Genomic DNA, 14,513 nt, shown 5'->3' on the forward strand with positions numbered 1-14,513 from the left:
ATGCAGCTCCCGGATCACGATTTTTCGCTCAGCCCGATAACCGGCTACACGCGGGCCCATTGGGAGGCCGCAGCGGATGGACTGCTCGCGGGCGTCCGGCCGTACTTCGACGCTTCCGGTGCGTTGGTGCGATTGCCGGGGAGGACCAGCGCGTCCGGCTCCGAATCGGACGGGCTCGAAGGATTCGCCCGAACGTTCCTTCTCGCCGCCATCCGTGTCGCAGGCGCGGGGGGTGACGACCCGAACGGTCTGCTCGCGCCCTATGCGGACGGATTGGTCGAAGGCCCGCGCGGCGCTTGGCTTCCGATCACCGATCGCGCACAACCCATGGTCGAAAGCGCATCGATCGCCATCGCTCTTCATCTGACCAAGCCATGGCTCTGGGACAAGCTGGACGCCGGGACGCGCGAGCGTCTGACCGAGTGGCTCAGCGGGGCCCTCACCCACCGGCCTGTCGACAACAACTGGATGCTGTTCCCCATCCCGGTCGCCGACTTCCTCTCCGCCGCAGGCGTTCCCCACGACGACGCAGCGGTGGAACGCGGCCTTTCGCGGCTGGAGGAGTTCTACGTCGGGGGCGGCTGGTACCGGGATGGCGAGCGACGATCGTTCGATCATTACAACGGCTGGGCCCTGCACCTTTACCCGAACCTTCGTGAGTACTTGTTCGCATCGTCGACGCCGCCAGCGCCCGACCCGCTGATCAATCGCGATGCGCCAGCCGGACAGGGGCAGACGGGTACGCAATCCCGATCAGCCGCGCCCGCTTCGCTCGCTCCAAATTTTTCCGAGGTCGGTTGGTCTGCACCGGAGCTCGGCGGTCCCGAGGCGAGGGCGTCGGCCTCCACTTCCGCGTCGGACGAGGCGGCCGTCGGCATTCCGGGCGCCCCGTCCTCGTCACCCACACCAGGGGCGGGAGCGATTCGAACGGGACTTACCCATCCTGGGACGTCTGAGCAGGGGGCGTCACCCGCCACGCGCGGCGCGGCGGCCGACCCGACGACACCTTCCCCCTTGCTCGGAATCGGCACGAACGATCGGTACCGAGCACGTCTGCGCGAATTCCTGTTCGGATACGCAGAATGGTTCGGGTCCGACGGAGCACCGCTCTTTTTTGGTCGTTCGCTCACGTACCGGATGGCGGCAGCCGCATCCCTGTGGCTGGGCGCGCTCGTCGACGCCACCCCCCTCTCACCAGGCCGGACGCGCCGGATCGCGTCCGGCGCACTCCGCTACTTCCTCGAACACGGCGCGGTATCGGACGACGGCCTGCTCACGATGGGATGGCACGGTCCGCACGAAGCGACCCTGCAGTGGTACTCGGGTGCTGCGTCCCCCTACTGGGCCTCCAAAGGCTTCCTCGGCCTTCTGCTTCCACCTGACCACCCGGTCTGGACGTCCGTGGAGGAGGACGGCCCGGACGAGGCGACCCGCGTCATGCCCCAGCCCGGCCTGCTCGTGCACCGCCACGGCGGCATCGCGCGCCTGATCAACCACGGGAGCGACGACATCCCGTGGACCGCTCCACCCCCGGGCGATCCACATCCGCAGGGCGATGATCCCCTGTACGCGCGTCTCGCGTACTCGACCGTCACCGGCCCCACCCACGCGGAGGACATCCCGGACAACCATTTCGGGCTGGTCTTCGGCGACCGCATGACTGCTCGGGGCCCGATCACCCCGGCCACGTCGGCCACCATTGAGGCAGCGATCAAAGCTTGCGCGTCCGCAACATCGATACCTTCCCTTCCAGAGCCGCACGAGCCGGCATCCTCAGGCGCCGAGTCTGACGGTGGTACGTCTCTGAGCACCCCGGCAACGAGCGCTCCAGTCCCCGGCGCCGCAACGTCGCTTCCACTTGATCCAGGCATCGCACCTGCGCTGCGCACTGAAGACCACCGTGACGCCCAAACGAACAAACGCTCAGCACCCTGCGCGGATGAGGCCGCAAGTTCGACCGGTTCGGATGACACGACGGATAGAACGCACGAGCGTTTCGAGGCGGAAACGCAAAGTGTGGCGTTCGGGCAAAGCGGGACCGAAACGAGCGTTCCGGCATCGCTCGGGTCCGTCCACGTTCCCCAGTTGGACGGTGTGCCGGTGCCTGGCGCGCGAGTCGCGTCCATGAGCGCGATAGAGGACGGGCGGGAGGTGCGAACACACGTCGTTTGGGCTGTCCCTGGAACGGTCGTGCGACAGACCGGATGGGCCGTTCCAGGCGGCGAATCGGACAACAGTCCCGAACGTCCCGCCAAAACATTCGAAACCACGAATCGAACGCTGGTGTCTCGGCTGAAAGCCGTGTGCGGCTGGTCTCACGGTGGGACTCTGGACGCCCCCAGTGGCACGGCCTACGGCCCGCACGCGGTCGTGCCCTACCTCGAAGGAGTCGTCCGGGAGTCTCCCGCGATGTTCGTCTGCGAGGTCGAGCTTCACGATGTTCGTTTTGGGGAGAACGAACACAAACGTTCAGCGGGTGCCTAGACTTGGGCCCCACTCGCCGCTCGTGGAGGAGACAGAACCAGGTGCATGCCGAAGAGCGCCAGCAGACGATCCTGCGTGAGCTCCGCGCGAGGGGATCGATCAGGGTGACCGATCTCGCCGAAAGGCTCGGCGTGTCGGCCATCACGATCCGGCGCGACGTCGAACTCCTCGCCGGCCGCAGGCTGCTGACACGCGTGCACGGCGGCGCGACGCTGCGCGAACCGGCCCCGGAACCCGGCGGCTCGGCGAACGGCACCGCGGCGGACTCCCCGCCGCCCGTGCCGTCCGAGCCGGCGCTCACGCGGCAGGTCACGATCGGCATGGTCGTCCCGTCCGCCGTGTACTACTACCCGGAGATCATCCGCGGCGCGCGGCAGGCCGCCGCACGCCGCGACGGACGCCTCGTCCTCGGTCTGTCCAGCTACGACGCCGCCGAGGACCGGACGCAGGTCGAGCGCCTCGTGAACAGCGGCGTCGACGGCCTGCTCGTCACCCCGACCACCACCGACCTGGACTGGCTCGCCGCGCTCGATATCCCCGTCGTCCTGGTCGAGCGGCACGCGCAGGTCCGGCAGCCGAACCTCGAACACGTCGTGTCCGACCACACGCAGGGCGCCTACCTGGCCGTCCGGCACCTCGCCGGCCTCGGCCACACCGGGATCGCTCTCGTCGCGCGCGAGGACAGTCCGACCACCCCGCACATCCGCGAGGGCTACACGATCGCCCTGCGCGACGCGGGCCTGAAACCCGGCCCGCTCTTCTTCACCGCCAAGCCCGCCCAAACGCTGGAAATCGAGGACCAGGCGCCCTTCGAGAAGTTCAGCACCGAGGTCCGCGAAGGCCGCCTTCACGCGGCCCTCGTCCACAACGACCACGACGCCATGCTTCTGCTCCAGTGGCTCCGCGCCCACGACATCGAAGTCCCACGCGACGTCGCCATCGTCGCCTACGACGACGAGGTCGCCGCCCTGGCCGACACCCCCCTCACCGCCGTGGCGCCCCCCAAGCTCTCCGTCGGCTCCGCCGCCGTGGACCTCCTCTACCACCGCCTCGCGGATCCCTCACGCCCCCGCCACCGCCTCTCCCTCCTCCCGCAGCTCCGCACTCGGGCCTCCACCGAAGCCTGATCCCCCTACCAGCACGCCCTCGACTTCCGCCTTCAGACGTCTTACCGACGCCTGGCTCCCGGTGATTCGGCTTCGCTTGCGCACCGTCCATGACGTCGCGCGTCCATACGTGGCCGCAGCACGACATCCGCATGCCCCCACGTGTGCACACCGTGCCTCCGTGTTGGTTTCCAATCGTCCAGACGTTCGTATCGTGACGCCTCTGGTCCTCGGGACCTTGGACAGCTCGGAGCCCTTCGCGGGAGGCACGTTTGATCGGTTTGCGCAAACGAACATGTTGCTGGGAAGGTCCCGCATGGTTGCCCAGCGCCACGCGCTCGGCCGCGTTGAGCTGGGAAGAGGACGGGTAGCGACTGGCCGGCTCCGGGCGGACGTGCGGGGAGCCGGCGGCGCTGGACGACCGAGGATCGAGCATGTGAGCGTGATCTGATCGAGATGTCTTTTTTCTGATCGATTGTTCGTTCGCTCTTGACGTTGTTCGGTTCTGAGCGAATGATGCTGATCACTCGCGAACCACCCCCAGGAGCGATGCATGAAGCTCAGATCCCTCAGCCTGGTCACGGCGCTCACGCTCGTCGGCGCGGCCGCGTGTGGCGGTGGCGGATCGGACGACAAGTCGAGCAAGCCGGTCGAGCTGACCTACTGGTCATGGCTGAACGGCGCGGACAAGCTGGTCGAGACGTTCAACGCCGCGCACCCCGGCATCAAGGTGAAGTACGAGAAGATCCCGTCCGGTGTGAACGGCGGCTACGACAAGATCGCCAACGCCGCGAAGGCGGGCAACGGACCGGACGTGGTGAACGTCGAGTACACCGCGCTGCCCGAGTTCGCCAGCCAGAACCAGCTCGAGGACCTGACCGACGGCCTCGGCGACACGGTGAAGAACACCTTCCCCGAGTCCGTCCAGAGCCTGGTCACCCTCGGCGGACGCACCTGGGCCGTGCCGCGCGACATCGGTCCGCAGCTCCTGTACTACCGTAAGGACTTCTTCGAGAAGAACCACCTGGCCGTCCCGAAGACCTGGGACGAGTTCAAGGACACCGCCAAGAAGGTGAAGCAGGTCGACGGCAGCGTCCGCCTGACCTCGTTCTTCAACGACGACATCGGTTACCTCGCCGGGCTGTCCTGGCAGAACGGGGCGACCTGGTTCTCGACCTCCGGTAACGCGTGGAAGGTCAACCTGACCGACCCGGCCTCGCAGAAGGTCGCCACCTACTGGCAGGACCTCGTCCACCAGGATCTCGCGTGGGCGCAGGTCTCCTACAGCGACCAGTGGACGAAGGGCATCGTTTCCGGCAAGACGGTCGCGCTGATCGGCGCGAGCTGGAACGCCGGGCCTCTCAAGCTCACCGCGCCCGACGAGAAGGGCAAGTGGGCGGCCGCGCCGATCCCGACCTGGGACGGGAAGCCCGCCGCGGGCGCCGTCGGCGGTTCGGTCTACTCCGTCCTCAAGGGGCACGGGAAGGGCGCGAAGGGCAAGGCCGCGCAGGAGTTCATGAAGTGGGCGACGACCACGCCGGAGGCGTGGAAGGCGACGCTCGCCAGCGGCACCAGCGCCGCGCTTCCGGCGGACCCGCAGATGGTGGCCACCGCGAAGGCCAGCTTCGACACGTCCTACTTCGGCGGTCAGGACATCTACGCGCTCGGTTCGGACGCGCTGAAGAGCCTGCGCCCCGGCTGGCAATGGGGACCGGTCTACCGGACGCTCGCCCTGAACTTCCGCGACACGATGGGCAAGCTCACCACCGGCGGGAACCTCACCGACTCGCTCACGGCGGGGCAGACCACGGCCGTGACCGAGATCAAGAACCGCGGCCTGTCCCTCGCATCCTGATCCCGTCGCCCGCCGGCTCGGACGTCGCCGCTGTTGCGGCTGCGCATGTTCGCTCGATCAAACGTCCGGACGGACGGCCTCGTGTTCGTCCGGACGCGCGATCGAGCGATTGCCGATCGGATGACCGGACGAGACCGACCGACCATCGCGGCGCGCGTTCGCACTAATGAACGGTCTCCGCTCAACCGAAGTGAAAACGACCCGATGGTGCTGCTGAGTGACGGATGAACGGACGAACGTTTGTGGAGTGCTCGGAAGCCGGTGCGGGCAGGTGACTGCTCGGCTCGTGCAGCGGTGGCGAACAGTGCGAGCCGCAGGTCGCGTGACGGGACGGGAGCTTGATCGGCTGGCGGCTTCGAGTGGACTGGTGTTCGGTCAGCTCGAGATGTGGCCAAGTCAGGGTGCTCGTCCTTGCTCCGTCCGGCTAGCGCCAGGGAGGCCGAGTGGCCGTTCGTCCGGACGCATCCGGGCGGGCGGCTGCTCAATCGCTCAGGCGGACTTGAAGTTCACGAGAGTCGAAGCGGCGCCGGGAACTTTGAGGAAGCTGAGGGAGCGCGGGCTGACTCAACCGTCGGCGGCGTCCGGGCAGGCTGGTTGTTCGATTGCTCGATCAGTGTCCGAGCGAATGTTCGCGTGGTCGTTCGGCGAGCATTCGGCCGAAATTGGGTTGGTCGGGTGCAGTCAGAGACGGGTTAGGCGAGGCAGACCGCGGCCGGACGAGAAGGGCGGCTCGGCCGCGGTCGGCCGGATCGTTATTCGCGTTCCGGCTGAACGGGGTCGGCCGCCCGGGCGCGGGCGGACGAGCTGGACGAGCCGGGCTTGGCTGGATGACTCGGTCTCGGCTGGACGGCTCGGTCTCGGCTGGACGGGTCGGGCTTGCCTGGACGGGTCGGGCTTGCCTGGACGGCCTGGAACGGGATGAAGGGGCGAGCGCGGTCGGAGGGGACAGGCGAAAGTCGGCGGGGAGTGCCGGCGGGCTCGACGAGATGGGCAGGCCGAAGGCGCCGGACCGGCTCGGGCGGGTGGCGTTCGAGTGGAGCAACTGACATGACTGGAAGGAGGCCGCGAGGTGGCGACAGGTAATCTCCAGGGGCGGCAGCGCAGGACGGCGCTGTTGTTCGTGGCCCCGTTCGTCCTGCTGTTCTTGCTGGTGACGGTCGCGCCGATCGGCTATGCGGTGTGGATGAGCCTGTTCCATCAGCGCTCGTCCGGTGGCCTGGGGTTCGGTGGCGGTACCACGACGGAGTTCAGCGGGATCCGCAACTACACGCGCGCCCTCTCCGCCGGAGACTTCCAGCACGGGTTCGGGCACATCGCGCTGTACTGCATGATCTACATCCCGGTCATGATCCTGGGTGCTCTGCTGATCGCATTGCTGCTCGACAGCGGGCTCACCCGAGCGCGGCGGACACTGCAGGTCGTCCTGTTCCTGCCGCACGCGATCCCGGACCTGATCGCCGCGATCATCTGGATCTACCTGTACACGCCCGGCCTGAGCCCGGTGGTCAAGTGGCTGGACGGTGCGGGACTGCACTGGGACTTCCTGTCGTCCGACAACGCCGCGACCTCGATCGTCAACATCTCGGTCTGGCAGTGGATCGGCTACAACATGATCATCTTCTATGCGGCCCTCCAGGCGATTCCGCGGGAGGTGCTGGAGGCGGCCACGGCGGACGGCGCGGGTCCGGTGCGCACCGCGGTGAGCGTCAAGGTTCCTATGATCAGGTCGGCGGTCGTCCTCACGACGTTGTTCACCGTGATCGGTTCGATCCAGGTGTTCACTCAGCCGCAGGCGCTGGCCGCCAAGTCCGCCGGAATGGGCAGCTCCTGGAGCCCGACCATGTACATCTACAACGCGGCGTTCGCCCAGCATGACTACGGTCTCGCGGCCGCCGCCTCGATCGTCCTCACCGTCGTGCTCGCCGCGCTCTCCTACGTGGTGACACGGATCGGCGGCGGAAGGAGGCCGGCATGAGCGATCCGACCGAAGTTCGAACGAACACGAACGGATTCTCCGGTGCGAACGAAGCTGTGCGTCCAGCAGGCGACGGAGTCGACCGGGTTGCTTCGTCCGACCACGCCGTTCAGTCAGAGCGCGCCGTTCAGTCCGAGCGCGCCGTTCAGTCCGAGCGCGCAGCCCAGGCTGACCGCGCAGCCCAGGCTGACCGCGCAGCCCAGGGTGACCGCGCAGGCCAAGGTGACCGCGCAGCGCAGGCCGACCGTGCTGCCCGGGGCGACTGCGCTGTCCGGGACGACCGTGCTGTCGGGGACGACGCGCCTGTCCAGGGCGACCGGGCAGTGTCCGCACACGACGGGGGAGCGGGCGGATTGTCGGGTTCTGGAAGCGGCGAGTCTGGCGGAGGGCGGGAAGCAGGTCATTCGGCCGGAGCTGCGGAAGTTGGCGGAGCTGGGCGGATGGCTGAAGGCGGGCGTGCCGGCGGCGGTGGCGTGACTCGGTCGGGGAGCCGGACTCGGCGTCGCCGAGGTCGGGGACGTCCGGGTGGCGTGTCCGGTGGGGGAGTAGGCGCGGCGCGGGGCGGTTGGACCGGGAAGGCCACCGCGAATGCGGTGCTCCTTGTCGCGGCGCTGTACGCGTTGATGCCCGCGCTCTGGCTGCTGGTATCCGCGACGAAGGACACCGGTGATCTGTTCGGTCATCCGGGGTTCGAGTTCGGATCGTTCAACCTGTTCGGGAACCTGAAGCAACTGTTCACGATCGATCACGGCATCTATGGGCGGTGGTTGCTGAACAGCGTGCTGTATTCGGTGGTCGGCGCGTTCGTCAGCGCCATGCTGTCCATGCTCGCCGGGTACGCGTTCGACAAGTACGACTTCCCGGGCAAGGAGAAGCTGTTCGGCCTGGTGCTGCTCGGCGTGCTCGTTCCGGCGACCATCACCTCGCTGCCGACGTACCTGCTGTTCTCCAAGATCGGACTGGTGAACACCTACTGGGGTGTCCTGCTGCCCAGCGTGGTGAGCCCGTTCGGGGTGTATCTCGCGCGGGTGTTCTCCGAGGGCTATGTCCCCGGAGAGGTCCTGGAGGCCGCGCGCGTTGACGGCGCGGGCGAGCTGAAGATCTTCGGCCGGATCGCGTTGCCCATGCTGTCGCCCGGGCTGGTGACGTTGTTCCTGTTCTCCTTCACGGCGAGCTGGAACACCTTCCTGCTTCCGCTGATCATGCTGTCCGATCAGCACTTGTTCCCCGTCACGCTGGGCGTCTACTCGTACTACACGACCACGGCCCAGTCGCCGGAGTTCTATCCGATCGTGATCACGGGATCGCTGGTCGCGGTGCTTCCGCTCGTCGTCGCGTTCATCTCTCTTCAGCGCTTCTGGCGCTCCGGCCTGACCGCCGGAGCGGTGAAGTAGCGCCAGGAACCCGTCTCGGGGGAGCTCGGAAATGTCTTCATCCACTGCTCCGGTTCCGGCATGTCCTGGGCCCGGAGTCCCGGAGCCCGGAGCACCGGGGCCCGGGGCGCCCAGTGCGGAGCCGGGAATGCCGGCGTTAGGAGTGGCGGAGTCGGAAACGCCGGAGCCGAGAACTCCGGAGCTGGGAGTCATGGAGGCGGAAGCCTTTCCGTGGGGAATGCCGCAGCTGAGAGCGCCGGAGTCGGGAGCTCTGGAGGCGGGAGCCTTTCCGCCGGGGACGCCGGAGCCGGGAGCGCCGCGGTCAGGGACTTCGGGGTCGGGAGTGCCGGGGGCGCAACAGGCGCGGATCGATCCGGTGAGCCTGGAGAGCGCGATGTGCGGAAGAGCGGAAAACGATCGTCCGGTGGTGGAACGGGCCGAGTCGGCGCATTCAGGGTTGGAAGCGTCCGAGCCGCTTCGGTTGGTGTTCGAAGGATCAGAGCCAGATCGGTTGAGGCGCGAAGGGGCAGGGACGAGCTTGGCGGCATCGGAAGGGCCGAAGGCGGGTCCTGGCTCGCAGGAGGGCGACTCATCGGAAGTTGCGGTGACTGGAGAAGCGAAGGCTGATCGGGCGGTATCTGAACGGTCCGATATGGATCGATCAGGACATGAAGCATTGAGCGTCGAGTGTTCGGAAGGTGACCCTTTGACGGAGGGTGAGCGGGTGGAGTTCGTTCGGCCTCGGGTTGTCCTGGCCATGGCGCCGAACGTGTGGCCGCAGGTGTTCGACGCGAGCGTTCGTGAGCGGCTCGCACGGGTCGCCGAAGTCGACCTCGGACGTGTCGTCGCCGACTTCGAGGATCCGGCGCACGCCGATGCACTCGCGGCGGCCGAGGTGTTGCTGACCTGCTGGGGATGCCCCCCGCTGACCGCCGAGGTGCTGGAGCGGATGCCAGGGCTGCGCGCGGTCGTGCATGCTGCGGGAACGGTCAAGCACCACGTCACCGAGGCCTGCTGGGAACGCGGCATCTCCGTGTCCTCGGCCGCGGCCGCGAACGCGTTGCCGGTCGCGGAGTTCACGCTCGCCGCGATCCTGTTCGCCGGCAAGCGCGTGCTGCCGATCGCGGCGCGCTACCGGCGCGAGCGGTCCCGTCCAGAATGGGTGGAACCGGACGCGAACTGGGGCAACTACGGGCTGACCGTAGGGATCATCGGTGCCTCTTTGATCGGTCGTCGCGTCATTGAGCTGTTGCGTCCGTTCGATGTTGAAGTCCTGGTGTTCGACCCGTACTTGGGAGAGGACGAGGCGCGAAAGCTCGGTGTTCGCAGAGCGGAACTCTCCGAACTCGCCGCGGCGTCCGACGTGGTGACGGTGCACGCGCCGCAGATCCCGGAGACGCATCACATGATCGACCGGCACGTGCTGCGGCTGATGCGGGACGGAGCGACGCTCATCAACACCGCGCGCGGCTCGCTCGTGGACACCGACGCGCTGACCGATGAACTCGTCGCGGGGCGCCTCCACGCGGTGCTGGACGTCACCGAACCGGAGGTGCTGCCCGCCTCGTCGCCCCTCTACGACCTGCCGAACGTGCTGCTCACCCCGCACATCGCCGGTTCTCTGGGAAACGAACTGACGCGGATGGCAGGTTCGGCATTGGACGAACTGGAGCGTTTCGCGCGAGGAATGCCGTTCGACCACCCCGTCCGCGCGGAAGCCCTCGCTCGCTCGGCCTGACGCGCCGGCCGCCAGGCACGCAACGCGGCCAGCCCGTCCGCGCTCTTCGGTGGTGCGCCGTGGCCCGGTAGAGCGGTGCCGCGCAAGAGTCGTGTACCAGGCGGCCGCGTCGCGACGGACTCCAACCGCGAAGACCGCAAGCTGAGGGCGGTGGTGTACGGGCCGTCGCGCCCGCGAACTGGGCTGGTGGGGGACGAAACGGGCGTGAGTGGCAGCGTGTCGCGCGGCGACGGGGTGAACGCCGCGCCTGTCGGCGGAGTGCGAGCGCCGCGCTTGTCCGCTGCGTGCGGCGGTGGTGCGCTTGGGCGGTGTGTGAGGGGCCGCGCGGCGCGGCGCCGGGGCGTAACCAAAGCGACGTGGCTGGGGTTGCGCGCTACCGCCGCGCAGGGGCGACACGCAAAGTCGACACGAAAAAAACCATCGCGCCTCACCGCCTTACCGCTTCACCGCCTCATCGCCGCGGCGGCGGGGCGGTGGTGCTGATTGCATCGGCTGCGTGTTGTCGGGACTGGTGGGGAGAGCCCCGGGGAGCTGGGGCAGGTTCGCGGGGGACAGGGCGGGCGGTTTGAGAGCGGGACGCTGTTGCGGAGCGGAGCTCTCGGCGTGAGTGCTCATGGACTCGTGTTCGGATGTTCGGGTCTGACTGGTTGGAATGGATCAGAGCGGGAAGCACCTCGCGATGAGCACCATGGGGGTTGAAGAGGAGTTTCTCCTGGTAGATCCCACCGGGTTCCATACCGTTCCGCGTGGGAAGGCCGTCCTGAGGCGTGCGCGGGAGGCGCTGTCTGCTGCGGCCTTGAACTCGGTGACCTTGCATGAGGAGCTGGCTTCCAGCCAAGTGGAGGCGGCCACCGGCGTGTGCTCCTCGCTGGCGGAGCTCCGCGCTGAGCTGGTGGCGGGACGGGCCGTCGTGGCGCAGGCCGCGCGGGCGGAGGGTGTGGCGGCGGTTTCGGCCGGGACGGCCGCGCTGCCGGGGAAGGTGGGGCGATCCCTCAATGCGGGGGATCGATACGCCGCTATCGGACGGCTGTACGCGGACGTTGCCGATACGTATGAGGTGTCGGGTTGTCACGTCCATATCGGGGTCTCCGATCGTGAGACGGCCGTGGCGGTCATCAATCATTTGCGTCCGTGGTTGCCCATGCTGTTGGCCTTGTCGGCCAACTCTCCTTTCGCGGACGGACGCGACACCGGATATGCCAGTTGGCGCATGATGCATCAGGCGCATTTCCCGGGATCCGGCGTGCCGCCGAGGTTCGCTTCTGCGGATGAGGAGCAGCGGGCGGTGGAACGGCTCGTGGACTGCGGCGTCGTGGTCGATTCGGCGATGTCCTTCTGGCTGGCCCGGCCGTCGTCCAGGTTCTCCACGGTGGAGGTGCGCGCTGCCGACGCCGTCCCGACCGTGGACGACGCCGTTCTGCTGGCGGCTTTGACGCGCGGGCTCGTCCAAACGGCGCTGGCCGAGCTGGAGACGGGACGCGAAGGCCCCGAACTGGACGATCAGGTGTGCGCGGCGGCGGTCTGGTCGGCGGCGCGGTACGGGATGGACGGTCCGGCCGTCCATCCGGTGCAGGAACGCTCCGTCCCCGCCAGTGATCTCGCCCGTGAGCTGCTGCGCTTCGTGTCGCCGGCGCTGGAGGAGACGGGTGACCTGCCCTACGTCCGGCAGCTCTGGGCGAATCTGATGCGCGAGGGCACGGGTGCCCGGCGTCAGCGTCTGGCTGCGGAAGCCGACGGTGGTGCGCGGGCGGAGAGGGGATCTCGCGCAGATGGCGGAACAGAAGAAGACGGCGGGACGGGGATGAATGGCTCGACCGGGACGGGAGGCGGGGTCAAAGCGGGCGATGTCGGACGGTTGAACAGCGCGGCGCGCCCAAATGATCTCGGGCAGCCCGTCCACGGGGCGGAGGCGAGTGAAAGTGCTTTGCGAACGTTTGGTTTTGGGCGCTCGGACATCCCAGCGGGGGCGATCGTCGGCCGATCCGTCGCGGCGAGCGATCCGGCACGGGCAGGCCTGGCCGGCGCGGCAAGCGATGCCGGATGGGCGGACGGCCCGGCAACCGGAGGCGATGTCGCGGCAGCACGGGCAGGCGTGCGTGGCGGCGATGCGGCGGCAGCCCGGGCAGGCGTGGGAGGAGGGGATGCGGCGGCAGCCCGGGCAGGAGGGCGTGGTGATGTGCCGTCGGGACGGGCAGGGGGATATGGGGGCGATGTCGCGTCGGGACCGGGAGGGGATCGTCGCGGCGGTGGGGCGGCGAACGACGACTCGCGCGTAGGAAGCGGAGTGATGCGCGGCGAAGGCGCGGCGCGGGCGGCGGTCGCGTATCTTGCGCGGGTGCTCGAATCCGAAGGCGGAAGCGACGCATGAGGGTGCCCTGACCGGGTATTTGAGGCGGACCCCAGAGCCGATCACTGGGAGGCCCTATGACACTCGGTCCCATGACCGTGCCGGACGTGGCGGGCGCGCCTGTGCCCGAACCGCGTGGTCCCTTGTCCGAGGCGGTCCTGGCCGTGTTGTCCGGACCCCCCGAGAGGGACATCGTCCCGCCGCTTCTGGAGGCCGCCTGGACGGCCACACGCTGGGGATCGGTCGATCCGTACGGCGACGATCTCCAGCTCGCGTTGTACCTCTGCTACGAACTGCACTATGTGGGCATCGAGGGGGTGGATCCGGGCTGGGAGTGGGATCCGGGCCTGCTGCGCCTGCGTGCCTTGATGGAGCGCACCTTCCTGGAGGCCCTGCGCGCCGATACGGGCGGCGAGATCGACCGATCCGCCGCCGAGGAGACCGTGCTCGCCGAACTGGACGCCCTGCTGGTCGAGCCGGCGGACGGCGAAGGCGTCTCCCACTATCTGCGGGACGAGGGAGCGCGCTGGCAGATGCGCGAGTACGTCGTCCACCGGTCGGCGTACCACCTCAAGGAGGCCGATCCGCACGCGTTCCTGATTCCGCGGCTGCGCGGACGGGCCAAAGCGTCCCTGGTGGCGGTGGAGTTCGACGAATACGGTGGCGGACGACCCGAGGCGGTCCACGCGCAGCTGTTCGCCGACATGATGGACGGGCTCGACCTCGACTCCCGCTACGGGCGTTACCTGGACGTGGTCCCCGCGCCCGCGCTCGCCGTGGTCACGATGATGTCGCTGTTCGGCCTGCACCGGGCGCGGCGCGGCGCGATGGTCGGACATTTCGCCGCCGCCGAGATCACCACCGCGCCGAGCGCGGCGCGGCTCGCCCGGGCGATGGAGCGGCTCGGCGAGGAGGAGCGCTGCGCGCGCTTCTTCACCGAGCACATCGAGGCGGACGCCGTCCATGAGCAGGTCCTCCGCCACGACGTGGTGGGGGATCTGCTGGAGCGGGAGCCGGAGCTCGCCGCCGACATCGCGTTCGGTATCCGCGCCACCAATTTCCTGGAGGAGCGTCTCGGCGAGCATCTGCTGTCCAACTGGCGGGTGGGACGATCGTCGCTGCGCAGGCCGCTGCCTTCCGGGGCGTCCACCGACTTCTGATCGATCGATCGACGCCTGAAGGCCGTGCACGGGGAGTCCGGTGCACGGCCTTCAGTCTTTCTTGAGCCGGAACGGTCGAAGGTCGAAGCCCGGCAGCCGCTTGACGGGCGGTTACCGGGCTTCGGGGCGTGCGTCTTCCGTATGTTCAGCTGATCGGTTGTCCGGATGAACAGCGCGGACGCTTTCCGCGCGCCGTCAGGTGGAGGACGGCGCTTCCTTCGGCGGACGGCGACGGCGCCGATGGCTGGTGTCGCAGAACGGCAGGGTGCGGCTCCGGCGGCATGCGCACAAAGCGACCATGAAGCGATCGGACGTCGCGGTCGTGCCGTCCGGCATCTGGACCTCGACCGGCCCCTGGACCAGGATCGGCCCGCCGGGGTCGATGATCACGCGACGGTGGTCCGCGGTGACGGGCGGGCCGCCCGCCGTCCCGGGCGCATGATCAATCGTCGAGGTGGGCGGGTCGGTGGCGGCT

Annotated in this window: 10 protein-coding genes; 8 read left to right on the plus strand and 2 right to left on the minus strand. The window is 68.4% G+C overall.

The window, feature by feature from the left end; genetic code table 11:
* The 4 genes from ACFPCY_RS12410 (at position 1) to ACFPCY_RS12425 (ending at position 7,420) form a co-directional block, all read left to right on the plus strand.
* The gene (locus tag ACFPCY_RS12410; protein ID WP_378254463.1) at positions 1-2,484 is read left to right on the plus strand and encodes a DUF2264 domain-containing protein; all 2,484 of its coding nucleotides are present in this window, start codon (positions 1-3) and stop codon (positions 2,482-2,484) included.
* 41 nt (positions 2,485-2,525) lie between these two features.
* On the plus strand, positions 2,526-3,611 hold the full coding sequence (locus ACFPCY_RS12415) for a substrate-binding domain-containing protein (RefSeq protein WP_378254465.1): 1,086 nt from the start codon (positions 2,526-2,528) through the stop codon (positions 3,609-3,611).
* Positions 3,612-4,143: 532 nt separating this feature from the next.
* Complete coding sequence (locus tag ACFPCY_RS12420) at positions 4,144-5,445, plus strand: ABC transporter substrate-binding protein (protein WP_378254467.1); 1,302 nt, start codon at positions 4,144-4,146, stop codon at positions 5,443-5,445.
* A 1,069-nt stretch (positions 5,446-6,514) separates the two neighbouring features.
* A complete protein-coding gene (locus ACFPCY_RS12425; protein WP_378254469.1) occupies positions 6,515-7,420 on the plus strand; it encodes a carbohydrate ABC transporter permease in 906 nt (301 codons plus the stop codon).
* 113 nt (positions 7,421-7,533) lie between these two features.
* On the opposite strand, the gene ACFPCY_RS12430 is transcribed toward ACFPCY_RS12425, so the two are convergent.
* The gene (locus ACFPCY_RS12430; protein ID WP_378254471.1) at positions 7,534-7,755 is read right to left on the minus strand and encodes a hypothetical protein; all 222 of its coding nucleotides are present in this window, start codon (positions 7,753-7,755) and stop codon (positions 7,534-7,536) included.
* Positions 7,756-8,013: 258 nt separating this feature from the next.
* Between ACFPCY_RS12430 and ACFPCY_RS12435 the strand changes: the two genes are divergently transcribed.
* The 4 genes from ACFPCY_RS12435 (at position 8,014) to ACFPCY_RS12450 (ending at position 14,038) form a co-directional block, all read left to right on the plus strand.
* Positions 8,014-8,814 carry a carbohydrate ABC transporter permease gene (locus ACFPCY_RS12435; protein WP_378254473.1) on the plus strand — a complete coding sequence of 267 codons (801 nt, stop codon included), beginning with the start codon at positions 8,014-8,016 and terminating at the stop codon, positions 8,812-8,814.
* A gap of 655 nt (positions 8,815-9,469) precedes the next feature.
* A complete protein-coding gene (locus ACFPCY_RS12440) occupies positions 9,470-10,531 on the plus strand; it encodes a hydroxyacid dehydrogenase (protein ID WP_378254475.1) in 1,062 nt (353 codons plus the stop codon).
* A 679-nt stretch (positions 10,532-11,210) separates the two neighbouring features.
* Entirely contained in the window at positions 11,211-12,899 is a 1,689-nt protein-coding gene (locus tag ACFPCY_RS12445) for a carboxylate-amine ligase (protein ID WP_378254477.1), read from the plus strand.
* 71 nt (positions 12,900-12,970) lie between these two features.
* Complete coding sequence (locus ACFPCY_RS12450; RefSeq protein WP_378254479.1) at positions 12,971-14,038, plus strand: iron-containing redox enzyme family protein; 1,068 nt, start codon at positions 12,971-12,973, stop codon at positions 14,036-14,038.
* A 195-nt stretch (positions 14,039-14,233) separates the two neighbouring features.
* Here the strand turns inward: ACFPCY_RS12450 and ACFPCY_RS12455 are convergent, their stop codons facing one another.
* A complete protein-coding gene (locus ACFPCY_RS12455; protein WP_378255152.1) occupies positions 14,234-14,485 on the minus strand; it encodes a CDGSH iron-sulfur domain-containing protein in 252 nt (83 codons plus the stop codon).
* Positions 14,486-14,513 lie beyond the last annotated feature (28 nt).

This window comes from Actinomadura gamaensis (assembly GCF_042652125.1).
Classification (GTDB): domain Bacteria; phylum Actinomycetota; class Actinomycetes; order Streptosporangiales; family Streptosporangiaceae; genus Spirillospora; species Spirillospora gamaensis.

What these genes read in the sequence shown, in the direction of transcription:
- ACFPCY_RS12410 (WP_378254463.1), top strand. Translation starts at nt 1, where the DNA reads ATGCAGCTCCCGGATCACGATTTTTCGCTCAGCCCGATAACCGGCTAC.
- ACFPCY_RS12420 (WP_378254467.1), top strand. Translation starts at nt 4,144, where the DNA reads ATGAAGCTCAGATCCCTCAGCCTGGTCACGGCGCTCACGCTCGTCGGC.
- ACFPCY_RS12445 (WP_378254477.1), top strand. Translation starts at nt 11,211, where the DNA reads ATGAGCACCATGGGGGTTGAAGAGGAGTTTCTCCTGGTAGATCCCACC.
- ACFPCY_RS12450 (WP_378254479.1), top strand. Translation starts at nt 12,971, where the DNA reads ATGACCGTGCCGGACGTGGCGGGCGCGCCTGTGCCCGAACCGCGTGGT.